Below are 14,473 nucleotides of genomic sequence, written 5' to 3' on the forward strand. Positions count from 1 at the left end.
AATGCTAATTGAAAGTCGTGAATTGGCAAATGGGATTTACGCAAACAAACCTAAATTTAAACCTTGATAAAAACCAATTTAGGAGACTTTCCATGGCCAAAGCCGTGACATTCGACCGCATTGGCGGCCCCGAAGTCCTTCAGTACAAAGACGCCGAAGTCGGCCAGCCCGGCCCCGGCCAAGTGCGATTGCGCCATGTGGCCGTCGGCCTCAACTACGCCGACACCTACTTTCGCAACGGCACCTACCCGATCCCGCTGCCCAACGGCATGGGCGTCGAAGGTGCAGGTGTGGTGGAAGCCATAGGCCCCGACGTCACCAACGTGGCGGTGGGCGACCGGGTCACTTACACCGGTTTTCTCAACACGCTGGGGGCTTACAGCACAGAACGCCTGATCCCGGCGGCCCCGCTGATCCAACTGCCCGACGCCATCCCTTTTGAAACCGCTGCCGGCATGACCATGCGCGGCCTGACCTCGGCCTACCTGATGCGCCGCATCTACGACTTCAAACCGGGCGAGACCCTCTTGCTGCACGCCGCCGCCGGTGGCGTGGGCCTGATCGTGTCGCAATGGGCCAAGCTGTTGGGCCTGAATGTGATCGGCACGGTCTCGACCGAAGAAAAAGCGGCCGTGGCCCGTTCGCACGGTTGCGACCACACCATCAACTACAGCCACGAGGACATTGCCAAACGCGTGCGTGAACTCACCGGTGGCCAAGGTGTGGATGTGGTGATCGACAGCGTCGGCAAGAACACCTTCATCGCCTCGCTCGACTCGCTGCGCCGCCGCGGCTTGATGGTGTGCGTGGGCACCGCCAGCGGCACGATTGATGGCTTCAACCCGAACCTGCTGGCCCAAAAAGGCTCGCTCTACCTTACCCGCCCCGCGCTGGCCGACTACATCGCTGATCCGGCCGAAAAGGCCGAGCTGGCCAGTGAAATATTCGGCCACATCGCCGCTGGCCGCATCCGCATCGAGATCAACCAGCGCTACGCACTGCAAGACGCGGTGCAGGCCCACCGCGACCTCGAAGCCCGCAAAACCATCGGCTCGTCCATCTTTGTCATCTGAAGGATCACCATGCGCATCGAACCCCTGACCTGCGCCATCGGCGCGGAACTCGTGGATGTCAACCTCGCCGACGCCGTGCGCGACGACGGCCTGTTCCAAGAAATTTACGCCGCCCTGCTCCAGCACAAGGTGCTGTTCTTGCGGGACCAGACGCTGGACAAACTCTCGCGCCTGGACCACATGGCGTTTGCCCGGAGACTGGGCGAACTCGAAACCCACCCCATGGTGCCCAGCCATCCCGAAGCCCCTGGTCTGGTGCAAATCTACAAGACACCCGAAAACCCGCCAGACCGCTACGAAAACTCCTGGCACACCGACGGCACCTTCCGTGAAAAACCGGCGCTGGGTTGCGTGCTGCGCTGCATCGAATGCCCGCCCGTGGGTGGCGACACCATCTGGGCCAACATGGCACTGGCCTACGAGAAACTGCCCGAAGGTGTGAAGCAGCAAATTGAAGGACTGATCGCCAACCACAGCTTCAACGCCACCTTCGCGGCCGCCATGCCAATCGAGAAACGTCTGGCCATGAAGGCGCAATACCCCGATTCGGAACACCCGGTGATCCGCACCCACCCCGACACCGGCGAGAAGGTGCTTTTCGTCAACGGCTTCACCACGCACTTCGTGAACTTTCACAACAAAGACAAGGTGCGTTACGGCCAGGACTTCAACCAGGGTGCAGGCGACCTGCTGCAGTACCTGATCAGCCAGGCCTACATCCCCGAATACCAGGTGCGCTGGCGTTGGAAACCCTACAGCGTGGCCATCTGGGACAACCGCGCCACCCAGCACTACGCCGTGATGGACTACCCGCCCTGCCACCGCAAGATGGAACGCGCAGGCATCGTCGGCACCAAACCTTTTTGATTTTTGATTTTTTTGGAGACCCCTTATGTATTTTCTCGACGGCCACCTCTATCCTGAAAACCAGGAAAAACTCATCATCACCGCCGCCCCCTACGGCCCCGAGTGGATTCCTTCGGACTACCCCGAAGACATCCCGGTCACGATGGAAGAACAGATTCAAAAGGCGGTGGACTGCTACAACGCCGGTGCCACCGTGCTGCACCTGCATGTGCGCGAACTCGATGGCAAGGGCAGCAAGCGCCTGTCCAAGTTCAACGAGCTGATCGCCGGGGTGCGCCAAGCCGTGCCCGACATGATCATCCAAGTCGGTGGCTCGATCTCGTTCGCACCGGTTGGTGAAGGCGAGATCGCCAAGTGGTTGTCCGACGACACCCGTCACATGCTGGCCGAGCTGGACCCCAAGCCCGACCAAGTCACGGTGACCATCAACACCGTGCAGATGAACGTGATTGAGCACATGGAAGAGGCCGACATCGCGGGCACCTCCATGGCCACGCCCGAAGGCCGCCGCGCTTACAGCGAAATGGTGGTGCCCTCCAACCCCGCCTGGTACGAAGAGCACATCCGCCGCCTGAGCGCCGCCGGTATCCAGAGCGCCTTCCAGTTCTACAACCTCAACAGCTTTGAGACGGTGGAGCGCCTGATGCGCCGTGGCGTCTACAAAGGCCCGCTGGTCTGCAACTGGGTCGCCATCAGCGGCGGTATGGACGCGCCCAATGTCTACAACCTGGCCAACTTCCTGCGCGCCATCCCCGACGGCACCAAGCTCACCGTGGAAAGCAGCATGCGCAATGTGCTGCCGATCAACATGATGGGCATCGCCATGGGCCTGCATGTGCGCTGCGGCATCGAAGACAACCTGTGGAACCAGGCGCGTACCGCCAAGATGAGCTCCGTCGAGCAGATCGAACAGCTGGTGCGCATCTCGCGCGAATTCGGCCGCGAAGTGGCCACCGGCAAGGAAGCCCGCGAGATCCTGAAGATCGGCGTGTTCTACGACACGGTGGAAGAATCGCTGGCCGCCAACGGCTTCTCGCCCAACCGCAACGGCGGCAACCAGGGCTTTTTGCGCAAGGCGGCCTGATGCCTGTCGCGCCAAGCGCCTCGGTGCAGATCGATGTGTACTTCGATCTGATCTGCCCCTGGTGCTGGATCGGCAAAACGCACCTGAACACAGCACGCCAGCGGCTGGCCGAGCGCCAGCCGGGCGTGCAGGTTCAGCTGCGCTGGCATTCGGTGCAGCTGATCCCGCAGACGCCACCGCAGGGCTGGCCTTACCAAGCGTTTTACGAACACCGGCTCGGCGGCCCCGAGGCGGTGCGTGCGCGCCGCGCACAGGTTCAGGCCGCAGCGGCCCGTGCCGGTCTGACGATCCACCACGAACGCATTGCCGTGTTCCCCAACACCTGGCGTGCCCACCGCCTGCTGGCCTTCGCCGCGCAGCAACACCCCAAGCAGCACGAATCGCTGTTGAACGCCCTGTTCGAGGCTTTCTTTGTGCAGGGCCTCGACATCGGCGACGACCAAGTTCTGGCATCTCTGGCGCAAGCCCATGGCGTGGACAGCGCCGAAGCCGAAGCCCTCGATGCGCCACCGATTTGGACCTTGCCCGGCGGAGCCTCGGGTGTGCCGCTGTTTGTCTTCAACCAACGTGAAGCCGTGTCAGGCGCACAGCCTCCCGAGGCCTTGCTCTCGGCCCTGCTCGCCGCTGGCCAGAGCCTTGCCTGAAAGCCCCTGAAAGCTCCCGATGTCCCCCACTGTTTTGATCGTTCCCGGTCTGCGCGACCACGTGGAAACCCATTGGCAAACATGGCTCGCAGCCCAACTGCCCCAAGTGTGCACCGTGCCGCCGATGGGCCGCGAAGACCTCGACTGCAGCCAACGCGTGCAAGCCATCGAAGCGGCCATGGCGACCATCACCGAGCCGGTGGTGCTGGTGGCGCACAGCGGCGGCTGCGTGATGGTGGCGCACTGGGCGCACACCAGCGCGCATGCGCACCGCGTGGTGGGTGCCCTGCTGGCCACACCGCCCGACTTTGACCAGCCCATGCCCGAGGGCTACCCCACACTGGCCGCGCTGCAGGCCGGTGGCTGGCTGCCGGTACCGCGCAAGCCTTTGCCGTTTCGCAGTCTGGTCGCTACCAGCGACAACGACCCGCTGGCGGATCGTGCGCGTGTTCTGGCACTGGCAAAGGACTGGGGCAGCGAGACCGTGGACCTGGGGGCGGTCGGTCACCTCAACCCGGCCTCGGGCTATGGCGAATGGCCCATGGCCCGGGTTTTGATTGACCAGTTATCTGTTACGCCTGAGCAGATGGCATCGCGTCATTTGACAGTCATGGGGTTATCCCTTGAAGGCATAGCACGTGTCGTCAATAGATAAATCTCTGTCACAAATAGGTAAATGAAGTTCCATCAATTCAAGAAAAATCGCGTCTTGGAATCGCTTGCACTCAAAATTTTCCAATGAGCATCCAAATTTCATCCACTTTATTCAACGAGGAGACTTTATGAACAAAAAATTGAATCTACTGGCCGTCGCTGCCCTGAGCTGTGTTGGCGTCGCCCAAGCACAAAACAGTGTTGAGTTTTACGGGGCACTCGATGCTGGCGTGTTGAACATGTCCTCCAGCACTGCCAGCCCAGCCTATACACCGACTACTGCTGACGCAGGAAAATCCACAGGCATCAAAGACGGCGGCATTGGCGGTAGCAACTTGGGCATCAAAGGGCAACGCGACATGGGCAATGGCAACAAGGCCTATTTCCAGTTGCAGGGCAACATCAAACTCAACGATGGCGCCACCGGCGGTGCTAATTCTGCGGGCACAACAACAAACTTCAACCAAATGGCCCTCATCGGGTTGTCTGGCAAAGCAGGTGATTTGAAACTGGGTCGCCAAGTCGCCCCCATGTACTTTGCCATGGCCAGTACGGATGCCCGTGGTGCCCGTTACTTTGGTTCTACGTTGACAACATTGGTCGGCATGAACAGCGCTACTCGCGCTTGGAATGGCACGGGTAATGCTATGTTTGGCACCGTCTACAACGACAACTCATTGACCTACACGTCCCCCAAGTTCGCCAACACCACAGTCAGCGTTCAGCACGTTTTTGGCAACACGAACGGCAACGACAGCGCCAATGCCCAAGACTCAATCACCGCGATGTACAGCGATGGCGGGTTGCGCCTATCGGCGCTGTACTACAACGGTAAGGGCAATGGTGCTGTTGGCACTGGCACGAACGCAACCGCCTACGGTTTCACCAATGCGGCAAACACCAACCGATTGACTTCAGTGGGGGCGCTTTACACCATGGGCGATTGGACGATGAGCGCTGCTTTGTTTGACGGCAAGATTCCCTCTGGGGCACAGGTGCCGGCAAGTGGCGGTATCGTGGCCGGTTCAACACACACCACAGCCACTGCACTCGGTTTGGCCTACAAACTGAATCCGGAGATCACGATTTCTGGTGGTTACTACGACATCAAAGACAAGACGAATGACGGCAACAAAGCTACCCAAACAGCTATCAGCGTGGACTACGTCATGTTCAAGGACACTATTGTTTATTTGCAAACTGCGAGCACCAGCAATACAGGGAGCAATATGAACTTGAGTCCTATTTTTGGTACACCGGCACCCGCTGGCGCAAGCAACACAGCCACGATGCTTGGCATGCGCTACACATTTTGATGCTTGAATCTGCGCATGGATTGCCTCAGATCCATGCTTTTCCAAGGTATTGAGGCCTCGCAAGAGGCCTCTTTTTTTGCGCAATAGGCGTTAGATAAAAATGGAGGCGCTGGTGCCTCCGACGGGAATCGAACCCATATCTACACCTTAGGAGGGAGTCGTTCTATCCATTGAACTACGGCGGCGGCCAGTAGGTATTTTAGAGGCTCACTTGCTCAGCATCCGCATGGCTTCTTCCAAGCCTTTCAACGTCATGGGGTACATGCGGTTGCTCATGAGCTGCTGGATGATGCTGACGCTTTGACGGTATTGCCACACGCCTTGGGGTTCTGGGTTGATCCAAGCGTATTTGGGGAACGCATGGGTGAGGCGTTGCAGCCATTCCGCGCCCGCTTCTTCGTTGTTGTATTCCACGCTGCCGCCGGGCTGCACAATTTCATACGGACTCATGGTGGCGTCGCCAATGAAGATGAGTTTGTAGTCTTTGTTGTACTTGCGCAGGATGTCGACGGTGGCGAATTTCTCGGCAAAGCGGCGTTTGTTGTTGCGCCACATGAAGTCGTAGACGCAGTTGTGGAAGTAATAAAACTCCAGATGCTTGAACTCAGCCTTCGCGGCTGAGAACATTTCTTCCACGCGGGCAATGTGCTCGTCCATCGTGCCGCCCACGTCCATGAGCAGCAGCACTTTCACGTTGTTGTGGCGCTCGGGACGCATCAAGATGTCGAGGTAACCGGCGTTGGCCGCGGTTTTGTGGATGGTGCCGTCCAAGTCCAGTTCTTCGACGGAGCCTTCACGTGCAAACCGACGCAAACGGCGCAAGGCCACTTTGATGTTGCGGGTGCCCAGTTCTTGGGTGTCGTCGTAGTCTTGGTAGCTGCGTTGGTCCCACACTTTGACGGCGCTTTTGTTGCCCCCTTTGCCGCCAATGCGAATGCCTTGCGGGTTGTAGCCCCCATTACCAAACGGCGATGTGCCGCCGGTGCCAATCCATTTGTTGCCGCCTTCATGGCGTTCTTTTTGTTCTTCGAGACGTTTCTTGAGCGTCTCCATCAACTCGTCCCAGCCCATTTTTTCAATGGCGGCTTTTTGCTCTGGGGTGAGTTCTTTTTGCAGAATTTTTTCGAGCCAGTCCAACGGCACTTCTTTGGTGAAGTCGGTCAGCATGTCGACGCCTTTGAAGTACGCGCCAAAGGCACGGTCAAATTTGTCGTAGTGCTTTTCATCTTTGACCAAGATGAGGCGACTCAAGAAATAGAAGTCATCCAAGCTGCAGGCATCGCTGCCAGGGCCTACGACTTGGGCTTTCAAAGCTTCCAAGAGCGTGAGGTATTCCTTGACGGAGACCGGCAGTTTGGCTGCGCGCAGGGTGTAAAAAAAATCGATCAGCATGGCGCTTTAGTCTTGTTGCGCCTTGCGTGTGCGCAGGTGGCGGGCAGCTTGCAAGCCGATGCCGCCGCCCAAGCCGACCAGCAAAATCGCAATCATGCTGCCCGCGCCGTAACCTTCGGCAAACAAGTTCAGTCCAAATGTTACGCCCAAGCCGTAGCCGAGCAGGGCGCCAATCACGAAACCCAAGGCATCGGTCAAGCCTTCAATCAATTGTGCAAGCATGGGTGTCGATCAACGGTTGCGGCTTTGCATGAACACCAGTTTTTCAAACAGGGTCACGTCTTGCTCGTTTTTCAACAGGGCGCCGACCAAAGGCGGCACGGCGACTTTTTCGTCTGCCGTTTGCAGGGCAGACAAGGGAATGTCTTCGGCGACCAGCAGTTTGAGCCAGTCGATTAATTCGCTCGTGGATGGCTTTTTCTTCAAGCCTGGCAAGTTGCGGATGTCGAAGAAGGTCTTCATCGCCATGCTCAACAACTCTTGCTTGATGTTGGGGAAATGCACAGCCACGATTTGGCGCATGGTGTCCGCATCTGGAAACTTGATGTAATGAAAAAAGCAGCGGCGCAAGAAGGCGTCGGGCAGCTCTTTCTCGTTGTTCGAGGTGATGAACACCAGCGGACGGTTTTTGGCTTTGATCAGCTGGCGCGTTTCGTAGCAATAAAACTCCATGCGGTCGAGTTCACGCAACAAATCGTTGGGGAACTCGATGTCGGCTTTGTCGATTTCGTCAATCAACAGTGCCACAGGCTCTTCAGCCATGAAGGCCTGCCACAGAACGCCTTTGATGATGTAGTTGTCGATGTTCTTGACGCGCTCGCCACCATCTAAATCGGACATTTGGCTGTCGCGCAGACGACTGACCGCGTCGTACTCGTACAGGCCTTGCTGTGCTTTGGTGGTCGATTTGATGTGCCATTGCAGCAAGGGCATGCCCAGTGCCTGCGCGACCTCTTCGGCCAGCATGGTCTTGCCTGTGCCAGGTTCGCCTTTGACCAACAAGGGGCGTTTGAGGGTCATGGCCGCATTGACGGCGAGCATCAAATCGGGGGTGGTGACGTAGTTCTCGGTACCGGTGAATTTCATGGTGAGGCGCTCTATATAATTCGTGGTTGACTTTAATCAATCTGTCTTGGCTGGATTTGCACTATGAACAAGTTTCTCTCAACCGCGTTAGCTTTCGTTGTCGCCGCTGCGACCTTTTCTAGCCAAGCTCAAGAGCTCAAAGGCGATGCCAAAGCTGGTGAATCCAAAATCGCCATGTGCATTGGTTGCCACGGCATCATTGGCTATCAGGCCAGCTTTCCTGAAGTGTACAAAGTCCCCAAAATCTCAGGCCAAGGCGAGAAGTACATCGCCTCGGCATTGACGGCTTACAAAAAGGGCGAGCGTAAGCACCCCACCATGCGCAGCATTGCTGTGAGCTTGACCGAGAAAGACATTGCGGATGTGTCTGCTTACTACGCTGCACACGGCAAGGTCGAGGGCGCTGCGTTGCCCGAAGCCGCTACCGAAGCCAAAGGCAATGTCGCCGCTTTGTTGACCAAGGGCGCATGTGCCTCTTGCCACGGCGCTAACTTTGCCAAGCCTATCGATCCAAGCTACCCCAAGATTGCCGGCCAAAACGCCGACTACTTGTTTGTCGCTCTGAAGTCTTACAAAGTTGAAGGCACCTCGTCATGGGGCCGTAGCAATGGTGTGATGGGTGGTGTCGCCAAGCAATTCAGCAACGCTGAACTGAAAGAATTGGCGAACTACGTGGCTTCACAACAAGGCGACATCAAAACCTTGCCACAGTCGAAATTCCGCTGAACTGCTTCTGTTCCGCTATGAAAAAGCCCGCTGCTAGCGGGCTTTTTCACGTCTGAGGCCATTGAGTTTTCAATCGCGTGTGGCGCGCCGCTGCACGGCGTCAATGTAGGCATGGCCATCGGGTGGGCGACCGCTGCGTTGGCTTTCCCAAATCATTTGGCCCAAGGCGTCCATGGTTTCGTGGTGGGCCGTGTGCAAGCTGTCGCGTCGCGCAGTCAGTAACTCAACGGCTTGACGGATGCCACGCGGTTGGTCAATCGAGCATTGCTCACTCACTGAGAGGTGCATGGACAAATGCAGGAAGGGGTTGACTTGCCCGTCCTTGACCTCGTACATGCGTGCCAAAGCGGCATCGACATCGGCAAAGTCGGCGTGGTACTCGGGGTGTTCGGCCACCCATTGGCTGGCAAGCGTTTCAAGCGCATCCATGGGTTGCGCGTCGCGCCATTTGGCATAGACCGAACAGAAAAAACGCCGAACATCGGCTTGGCTGGGTTCAAACATGGTTGCATTGTCACTCAGGCGTCCTGACTGAGTCGCAAGGAGGTGCGATTGGCTATATTCAGTCATCGAGATTCAAAATGAACGAGGAAGACCATGAACCAAGCTTTTATTTGTGATGCCATTCGCACACCTTTTGGTCGCTACGGCGGCGCTTTGTCCTCTGTGCGTGCAGACGATTTGGCCGCTGTGCCACTCAAAGCGTTGATGGCGCGTAACCCCAATGTCGATTGGTTGGCTGTGACAGATTTGATTTATGGCTGCGTCAACCAAGCCGGTGAAGACAACCGCAACGTGGCCCACATGGCGAGTTTGTTGGCTGGCTTGCCGATGGAGTTGCCTGGTGCGACCATCAACCGTTTGTGCGGTTCGGGTATGGATGCGATTGGCACGGCCGCTCGCGCCATCAAAGCCGGTGAAGCCACGATGATGATCGCCGGCGGTGTGGAGAGCATGAGCCGCGCCCCCTTTGTGATGCCCAAGGCCGAAAGCGCCTTCAGCCGCAGCAACACCGTGTACGACACCACCATTGGCTGGCGCTTCATCAACAAATTGATGAAAGAAAAGTATGGCGTCGATTCCATGCCCGAGACCGCAGAGAACGTGGCCACCGACTTCAACATCAACCGTGAAGACCAAGACAAGATGGCCTTCGCCAGTCAAATGAAAGCGGTGGCCGCTCAGCAGTCGGGTTACTTCGACGCTGAAATTTGCCCCGTCACCATCCCTCAGAAAAAGGGCGATGCCGTGGTGGTCAGTCAAGACGAGCATCCACGCGCGACCAGCATGGAGTCGCTGGCCAAGCTCAAACCAGTGGTTCGCCCTGACGGCACAGTGACCGCAGGCAATGCCAGCGGTGTGAACGACGGTGCCTGTGCCGTGCTGTTGGCTGACGAAAAAACAGCGGCCAAGCAAGGCCTGACGCCCCGCGCGCGCATTGTGGGCATGGCCACCGCTGGTGTGCCACCTCGCATCATGGGCATTGGCCCCGCACCTGCTACACAAAAAGTGCTGGCGCTGACGGGCTTGACCTTGGCTGATTTGGATGTCATCGAGCTCAATGAAGCCTTTGCCGCGCAAGGCTTGGCTGTGTTGCGTCAACTCGGTTTGCAAGACAACGACCCACGTGTCAACCCCAACGGCGGCGCCATTGCTTTGGGCCATCCTCTGGGTGCCAGCGGCGCACGTTTGGTGACGACAGCCATCAACCAGTTGCACCGCACTGGCGGCCGTTACGCTTTGTGCACCATGTGCATTGGCGTGGGGCAGGGCATCGCCATGATTGTTGAGCGCGTGTAAGCACCATGATCAACAAAGTGGCTGACTCCATCGCGCAAGCGTTGGCGAATATTCCCGACCAAGCCACCGTGATGATTGGTGGCTTTGGTACCGCAGGCATTCCCGATGAACTGATTGAGGGCCTGATCGCTTCGCTGTCTGACAGCGCGGTGCAAGGCTTGACGTTGGTCAACAACAACGCCGGCAACGGTGATGCGGGCATTGCGGCGTTGTTGAAAACGGGGCGCGTGCGCAAGATCATTTGCAGCTTCCCGCGCCAAGCCGACAGCTATGTGTTTGATGAACTTTACCGCTCAGGAAAATTGGAGCTGGAGTTGGTGCCGCAAGGCAATTTGTCTGAGCGCATCCGTGCGGCGGGCGCAGGTGTGGGCGCGTTTTTCTCGCCGACGGGCTACGGCACCGAACTGGCCAAAAATGCCGATGGTTCCCTCAAAGAAACCCGTGAAATCCAGGGTCGCATGTATGTTTTGGAATACCCGATTCATGCCGACGTGGCCTTGATCAAGGCGGAAAAGGGCGACCGTTGGGGCAACCTGACGTACCGCAAATCGGCCCGCAACTTTGGACCTTCGATGGCCATGGCCGCCAAGCGAACCGTGGCCTCCGTGCATGAGGTGGTTGAGTTGGGGGCTTTGGACCCCGAGGTCATCGTGACGCCGGGGATTTTTGTCACCCATGTGGTGAAAGTGCCGCGTGTCGCCACCCAAGGTGGTGGTTTTAAGAAGGAGGCTTGAGCATGGCCTACATCCGCAGAACCAAAGACCAAATGGCCGCCCGTGTGGCGCAAGACATGCCCGAAGGCGCGTATGTGAATTTGGGCATTGGCATGCCCACCTTGGTGGCCAATCACCTGCCAGCAGGCTTAGAAATTATTTTGCACAGCGAGAACGGCATCTTGGGCATGGGCCCTGCGCCCGCTGCCGGCGAAGAAGATTTCGATTTGATCAACGCGGGCAAGCAGCCCGTCACCTTGATGCCGGGCGGGTCGTATTTTCACCACACCGACAGCTTTGCCATGATGCGTGGCGGGCACTTGGACATTTGCGTGCTGGGTGCGTTTCAGGTCAGCGAGCGTGGCGATTTGGCCAATTGGCACACGGGCGAGCCCGGTGCAATTCCAGCGGTCGGTGGCGCCATGGATTTGGCGATTGGCGCCAAGCAAACCTGGGTGATGATGGATTTGCTCACCAAGCAAGGCCAAAGTAAAGTGGTGCGTGAATGCACTTACCCTCTTACCGGTTTGGCTTGCGTGAAACGCATTTACACCGACTTGGCCACCTTGGTGGTGTCGTCTCAAGGTTTGCAGCTGGTCGATTGCGTGGAAGGTTTGTCTCACGCCGAGCTGGAGCAGTTGGTGGGGTTGAGTATTCAGGCGTAAAAAAAGCACTCAGCGTGGTCCGCTGAGTGCTTGGCATGCGTGTCTTGGCTTATTGCTCGGCGAAGGCACGTTCGATCACGAAGTCACCGGGCTTAGTGGTATTGCCTTCTTGGAACTTGCGCTCTTCCAGCATGTGCTTCAAGTCTTTGAGCATTTGTGGGCTACCGCAAATCATCACGCGGTCGCTCACTGGGTCGAGGGGCGGCAGACCGAGGTCGCTGAACATCTTGCCGCTTTCCATCGCATCGGTCAGGCGGCCTTGATTGCGGAACGGCTCGCGGGTGACGGTGGGGTAGTACAGCAGTTGTTTGCTGACCATCTCGCCCAAAAACTCATGCTTGGGCAGTTCTTGGGTGATGTAGTCGTGGTAGGCCAGTTCTTTGACTTCACGCACGCCGTGCACCAAGATCACTTTTTCAAAGCGCTCATAGGTGTCGGGGTCGCGGATGACGCTCAAGAACGGCGCCATGCCTGTGCCTGTGGAGAGTAAATACAGGTTTTTGCCGGGTAGCAAATAGTCGATCAACAAGGTGCCAGTGGGCTTGCGGCCGACCACGATTTTGTCGCCCACTTTGATGTGTTGCAGCTTGGAGGTGAGCGGGCCGTCTTGCACCTTGATGCTCAAAAACTCCAAATGCTCTTCGTAATTGGGGCTGACGATGCTGTAAGCGCGCAGCAGCGGCTTGCCATTTTCGCCACGCAGGCCAATCATGGTGAAGTGGCCGTTGGAGAAACGCAGCGCTTGATCACGCGTGGTGGTGAAGCTGAACAGGCGATCGGTCCAGTGGTGGACGGACAAAACTTCTTCTTCGAGAAATGCACTCATGGGTTGAATAAATCTATAGAAATCAAGCCTCTAGTGTAGGTCAGTGCTTCTAACGCTTGGCTATAAGGCCTTGCACGCTGTCGCATATGGGGAGCCTCTCGTTGAGGGCTTGAGTGATACATTCTTCTGCTTCATTGCCTCATTTTTCGTGTTTTTCGCCTGATGTCTGACGTTACAACTTCTTTGCCCTTGACCGATTTACCGGGTCACCATATCCGCCGTTTGCAACAAATTGCGGTGGGCTTGTTCATGGAAGAGACCCAAGCGTTTGGGCTCACGCCCGTTCAGTTTGCGGCCTTGAATGCGGTGGTGGCTCAGCCTGCCATTGACCAACGAACTTTGGCTGCCAGCATTGGGTTTGACACCTCCACCATTGGCGGCGTGGTCGACCGCTTGGAGGCGCATGGCTGGGTGCGACGCCAAGTGTCGCCCGAGGACCGGCGAGCACGCTTGCTGCATGCCACGCCTGAAGGGGCGCAGTTGCTGGCGCAGGTGAGCCCTTCGGTGTTGCGCACGCAGCAACGCATCTTGGCGCCTTTGCCCGAGGTACAGCGGCAAGAATTTGTGCGCATGTTGACGGTCTTGGTCGAGGCCAACAACGATGCCAGCCGCGCGCCGCGCAGCGTGGAATAAGGTGCTTGTTTGGCTTAGGCGTCCTGTCTCTTCGTCGACAGGGCAAGCTTTGCAGTTGTTTCAATGTGCGTCAAAGTCTTGCCTATGAAGATATTCAACACATTGCAAGACGTACAGGCATCGGTGGGTCAAGAGGGCGTTGTCAGCGATTGGCTGACTGTGACCCAAGATCAAATCGACCAATTTGCCCAAGCCACGGGCGACCATCAATGGATTCATACCGATCTTGAGCGGGCCAAAGCAGGCCCCTTTGGGACCACCATTGCGCATGGATTTTTGACCTTGTCGTTGCTGCCGCGTTTTTTTGCCACAGCTTTCAAGATCGACAACGTGCGCATGGGCGTGAATTACGGCTTGAACAAAGTCCGTTTTACAGCGCCTGTGCCAGTTGGCAGCCGCTTGCGTGCACACATGACGCTTCAAGCTTGCGAGCCGATTGACAACAACGGCATGCAACTGACATGGCTCGTGTCTGTGCAGCGAGAGGGCGCTGACAAGCCCGTTTGCGTGGCCGAGTCGTTGACTAGGCTTTATGCGTAAAACCGTTTTGTCGCCAAGCCTCAAACACGATCACCGCCACAGCGTTTGAGAGGTTGAGGCTGCGTTGGCCCTCGCGCATGGGCAAACGCAGGCGTTGGTTGAGCGCAAAGGTGTCGCGCACTTCAGCGGGCAAGCCGCTGGTTTCTGAACCGAAGACAAACCAGTCGCCCGGCTGAAACGCCATGTCGTGAGCCGTTCCCGAGCCTTTTGTGGTGAGGGCGAACATGCGGTCTGGGGCTGGCTGGGCATCTGTCAAGAACGTGGCCCAATCGGCGTGGCGCAAGACGGGCGCGTACTCGTGGTAGTCGAGTCCCGCACGGCGCATGTGCTTGTCGTCCATCGAAAATCCCAAGGGCTCAACCAAGTGCAGGGTGCAGCCGGTGTTGGCCGCCAAGCGAATGATGTTGCCCGTGTTGGGCGGAATTTCAGGGTGAACGAGGACGATATGAAACAT

At 57.5% G+C, this 14,473-nt stretch carries 18 protein-coding genes and 1 tRNA gene; 12 read left to right on the forward strand and 7 right to left on the reverse strand.

Translation table 11 applies throughout. The features are described from left to right. The first annotated feature begins 92 nt into the window (after positions 1 to 92). The 6 genes from C5F52_RS13290 to C5F52_RS13315 all read left to right on the forward strand — a co-directional run bounded on the left by C5F52_RS13290 (position 93) and on the right by C5F52_RS13315 (position 5,638). Positions 93 to 1,073 (forward strand): quinone oxidoreductase, encoded by a 981-nt coding sequence (locus tag C5F52_RS13290; RefSeq protein WP_104798840.1) that lies wholly within the window; start codon positions 93 to 95, stop codon positions 1,071 to 1,073. Between the two features lie 9 nt (positions 1,074 to 1,082). Next, entirely contained in the window at positions 1,083 to 1,940 is an 858-nt protein-coding gene (locus C5F52_RS13295; RefSeq protein WP_104798841.1) for a TauD/TfdA family dioxygenase, read from the forward strand. A gap of 25 nt (positions 1,941 to 1,965) precedes the next feature. Continuing rightward, entirely contained in the window at positions 1,966 to 3,024 is a 1,059-nt protein-coding gene (locus tag C5F52_RS13300) for a 3-keto-5-aminohexanoate cleavage protein (protein ID WP_104798842.1), read from the forward strand. Continuing rightward, positions 3,024 to 3,668: a DsbA family oxidoreductase gene (locus C5F52_RS13305; RefSeq protein WP_104798843.1), complete on the forward strand. Its 645-nt coding sequence runs from the start codon at positions 3,024 to 3,026 to the stop codon at positions 3,666 to 3,668. The genes C5F52_RS13300 and C5F52_RS13305 overlap by 1 nt, the downstream gene beginning before the upstream one ends. Positions 3,669 to 3,687: 19 nt before the next feature. Next, positions 3,688 to 4,323, forward strand: coding sequence for an alpha/beta hydrolase (locus C5F52_RS13310; RefSeq protein WP_104798844.1), 636 nt, complete (start codon positions 3,688 to 3,690; stop codon positions 4,321 to 4,323). A gap of 127 nt (positions 4,324 to 4,450) precedes the next feature. Then, positions 4,451 to 5,638, forward strand: coding sequence for a porin (locus C5F52_RS13315; protein WP_104798845.1), 1,188 nt, complete (start codon positions 4,451 to 4,453; stop codon positions 5,636 to 5,638). 110 nt (positions 5,639 to 5,748) lie between these two features. Here the strand turns inward: C5F52_RS13315 and C5F52_RS13320 are convergent. The 4 genes from C5F52_RS13320 to C5F52_RS13335 form a co-directional block, all read right to left on the reverse strand. Next, a tRNA-Arg gene (locus tag C5F52_RS13320) sits at positions 5,749 to 5,823 on the reverse strand. A 22-nt stretch (positions 5,824 to 5,845) separates the two neighbouring features. Continuing rightward, positions 5,846 to 7,030 (reverse strand): VWA domain-containing protein, encoded by a 1,185-nt coding sequence (locus tag C5F52_RS13325; RefSeq protein ID WP_104798846.1) that lies wholly within the window; start codon positions 7,028 to 7,030, stop codon positions 5,846 to 5,848. 6 nt (positions 7,031 to 7,036) lie between these two features. Next, entirely contained in the window at positions 7,037 to 7,252 is a 216-nt protein-coding gene (locus tag C5F52_RS13330; RefSeq protein ID WP_104798847.1) for a hypothetical protein, read from the reverse strand. A gap of 9 nt (positions 7,253 to 7,261) precedes the next feature. Next, positions 7,262 to 8,116, reverse strand: a complete 855-nt coding sequence (locus C5F52_RS13335; RefSeq protein WP_104798848.1) for a MoxR family ATPase — start codon at positions 8,114 to 8,116, stop codon at positions 7,262 to 7,264. A 63-nt stretch (positions 8,117 to 8,179) separates the two neighbouring features. On the opposite strand from C5F52_RS13335, the gene C5F52_RS13340 reads away from it, so the two are divergent. After that, a complete protein-coding gene (locus tag C5F52_RS13340; RefSeq protein ID WP_104798849.1) occupies positions 8,180 to 8,842 on the forward strand; it encodes a c-type cytochrome in 663 nt (220 codons plus the stop codon). A 69-nt stretch (positions 8,843 to 8,911) separates the two neighbouring features. Here the strand turns inward: C5F52_RS13340 and C5F52_RS13345 are convergent, their stop codons facing one another. Continuing rightward, positions 8,912 to 9,346 (reverse strand): DUF1841 family protein, encoded by a 435-nt coding sequence (locus C5F52_RS13345; protein ID WP_104798850.1) that lies wholly within the window; start codon positions 9,344 to 9,346, stop codon positions 8,912 to 8,914. 93 nt (positions 9,347 to 9,439) lie between these two features. Here C5F52_RS13345 and pcaF point away from each other — a divergent pair, with 93 nt between their 5' ends. The 3 genes from pcaF to C5F52_RS13360 are packed head-to-tail and all read left to right on the forward strand — an operon-like array spanning position 9,440 to position 12,020. Further along, complete coding sequence (gene pcaF, locus C5F52_RS13350; protein WP_104798851.1) at positions 9,440 to 10,642, forward strand: 3-oxoadipyl-CoA thiolase; 1,203 nt, start codon at positions 9,440 to 9,442, stop codon at positions 10,640 to 10,642. A gap of 5 nt (positions 10,643 to 10,647) precedes the next feature. Further along, the gene (locus C5F52_RS13355) at positions 10,648 to 11,376 is read left to right on the forward strand and encodes a 3-oxoacid CoA-transferase subunit A (RefSeq protein WP_104798852.1); all 729 of its coding nucleotides are present in this window, start codon (positions 10,648 to 10,650) and stop codon (positions 11,374 to 11,376) included. Positions 11,377 to 11,378: 2 nt separating this feature from the next. Beyond that, on the forward strand, positions 11,379 to 12,020 hold the full coding sequence (locus C5F52_RS13360; RefSeq protein WP_104798853.1) for a 3-oxoacid CoA-transferase subunit B: 642 nt from the start codon (positions 11,379 to 11,381) through the stop codon (positions 12,018 to 12,020). A 49-nt stretch (positions 12,021 to 12,069) separates the two neighbouring features. Here C5F52_RS13360 and C5F52_RS13365 read toward each other — a convergent pair whose 3' ends face one another. Next, on the reverse strand, positions 12,070 to 12,846 hold the full coding sequence (locus C5F52_RS13365; RefSeq protein WP_104798854.1) for a ferredoxin--NADP reductase: 777 nt from the start codon (positions 12,844 to 12,846) through the stop codon (positions 12,070 to 12,072). A gap of 162 nt (positions 12,847 to 13,008) precedes the next feature. Between C5F52_RS13365 and C5F52_RS13370 the strand changes: the two genes are divergently transcribed. Both C5F52_RS13370 and C5F52_RS13375 read left to right on the forward strand, forming a co-directional pair. Then, positions 13,009 to 13,479, forward strand: a complete 471-nt coding sequence (locus C5F52_RS13370) for a MarR family winged helix-turn-helix transcriptional regulator (protein ID WP_104798855.1) — start codon at positions 13,009 to 13,011, stop codon at positions 13,477 to 13,479. 84 nt (positions 13,480 to 13,563) lie between these two features. Continuing rightward, on the forward strand, positions 13,564 to 14,019 hold the full coding sequence (locus tag C5F52_RS13375) for a MaoC family dehydratase (protein ID WP_104799070.1): 456 nt from the start codon (positions 13,564 to 13,566) through the stop codon (positions 14,017 to 14,019). Here the strand turns inward: C5F52_RS13375 and trmL are convergent. Continuing rightward, on the reverse strand, positions 14,003 to 14,473 hold the full coding sequence (gene trmL, locus C5F52_RS13380) for a tRNA (uridine(34)/cytosine(34)/5-carboxymethylaminomethyluridine(34)-2'-O)-methyltransferase TrmL (RefSeq protein ID WP_104798856.1): 471 nt from the start codon (positions 14,471 to 14,473) through the stop codon (positions 14,003 to 14,005). The two genes, C5F52_RS13375 and trmL, sit on opposite strands and share 17 nt — an antisense overlap.

This window comes from Limnohabitans sp. TS-CS-82 (genome assembly GCF_002943475.1).

Coding starts and splice junctions, on each gene's coding strand:
- C5F52_RS13315 (WP_104798845.1), top strand. CDS start 4,451: ATGAACAAAAAATTGAATCTACTGGCCGTCGCTGCCCTGAGCTGTGTT.
- C5F52_RS13330 (WP_104798847.1), bottom strand. CDS start 7,252: ATGCTTGCACAATTGATTGAAGGCTTGACCGATGCCTTGGGTTTCGTG.
- C5F52_RS13370 (WP_104798855.1), top strand. CDS start 13,009: ATGTCTGACGTTACAACTTCTTTGCCCTTGACCGATTTACCGGGTCAC.
- C5F52_RS13360 (WP_104798853.1), top strand. CDS start 11,379: ATGGCCTACATCCGCAGAACCAAAGACCAAATGGCCGCCCGTGTGGCG.
- C5F52_RS13290 (WP_104798840.1), top strand. CDS start 93: ATGGCCAAAGCCGTGACATTCGACCGCATTGGCGGCCCCGAAGTCCTT.
- C5F52_RS13335 (WP_104798848.1), bottom strand. CDS start 8,116: ATGAAATTCACCGGTACCGAGAACTACGTCACCACCCCCGATTTGATG.
- C5F52_RS13340 (WP_104798849.1), top strand. CDS start 8,180: ATGAACAAGTTTCTCTCAACCGCGTTAGCTTTCGTTGTCGCCGCTGCG.
- C5F52_RS13305 (WP_104798843.1), top strand. CDS start 3,024: ATGCCTGTCGCGCCAAGCGCCTCGGTGCAGATCGATGTGTACTTCGAT.
- C5F52_RS13325 (WP_104798846.1), bottom strand. CDS start 7,030: ATGCTGATCGATTTTTTTTACACCCTGCGCGCAGCCAAACTGCCGGTC.
- C5F52_RS13310 (WP_104798844.1), top strand. CDS start 3,688: ATGTCCCCCACTGTTTTGATCGTTCCCGGTCTGCGCGACCACGTGGAA.
- pcaF (WP_104798851.1), top strand. CDS start 9,440: ATGAACCAAGCTTTTATTTGTGATGCCATTCGCACACCTTTTGGTCGC.
- C5F52_RS13365 (WP_104798854.1), bottom strand. CDS start 12,846: ATGAGTGCATTTCTCGAAGAAGAAGTTTTGTCCGTCCACCACTGGACC.
- C5F52_RS13300 (WP_104798842.1), top strand. CDS start 1,966: ATGTATTTTCTCGACGGCCACCTCTATCCTGAAAACCAGGAAAAACTC.
- C5F52_RS13375 (WP_104799070.1), top strand. CDS start 13,564: ATGAAGATATTCAACACATTGCAAGACGTACAGGCATCGGTGGGTCAA.
- C5F52_RS13345 (WP_104798850.1), bottom strand. CDS start 9,346: ATGTTTGAACCCAGCCAAGCCGATGTTCGGCGTTTTTTCTGTTCGGTC.
- trmL (WP_104798856.1), bottom strand. CDS start 14,473: ATGTTTCATATCGTCCTCGTTCACCCTGAAATTCCGCCCAACACGGGC.
- C5F52_RS13295 (WP_104798841.1), top strand. CDS start 1,083: ATGCGCATCGAACCCCTGACCTGCGCCATCGGCGCGGAACTCGTGGAT.
- C5F52_RS13355 (WP_104798852.1), top strand. CDS start 10,648: ATGATCAACAAAGTGGCTGACTCCATCGCGCAAGCGTTGGCGAATATT.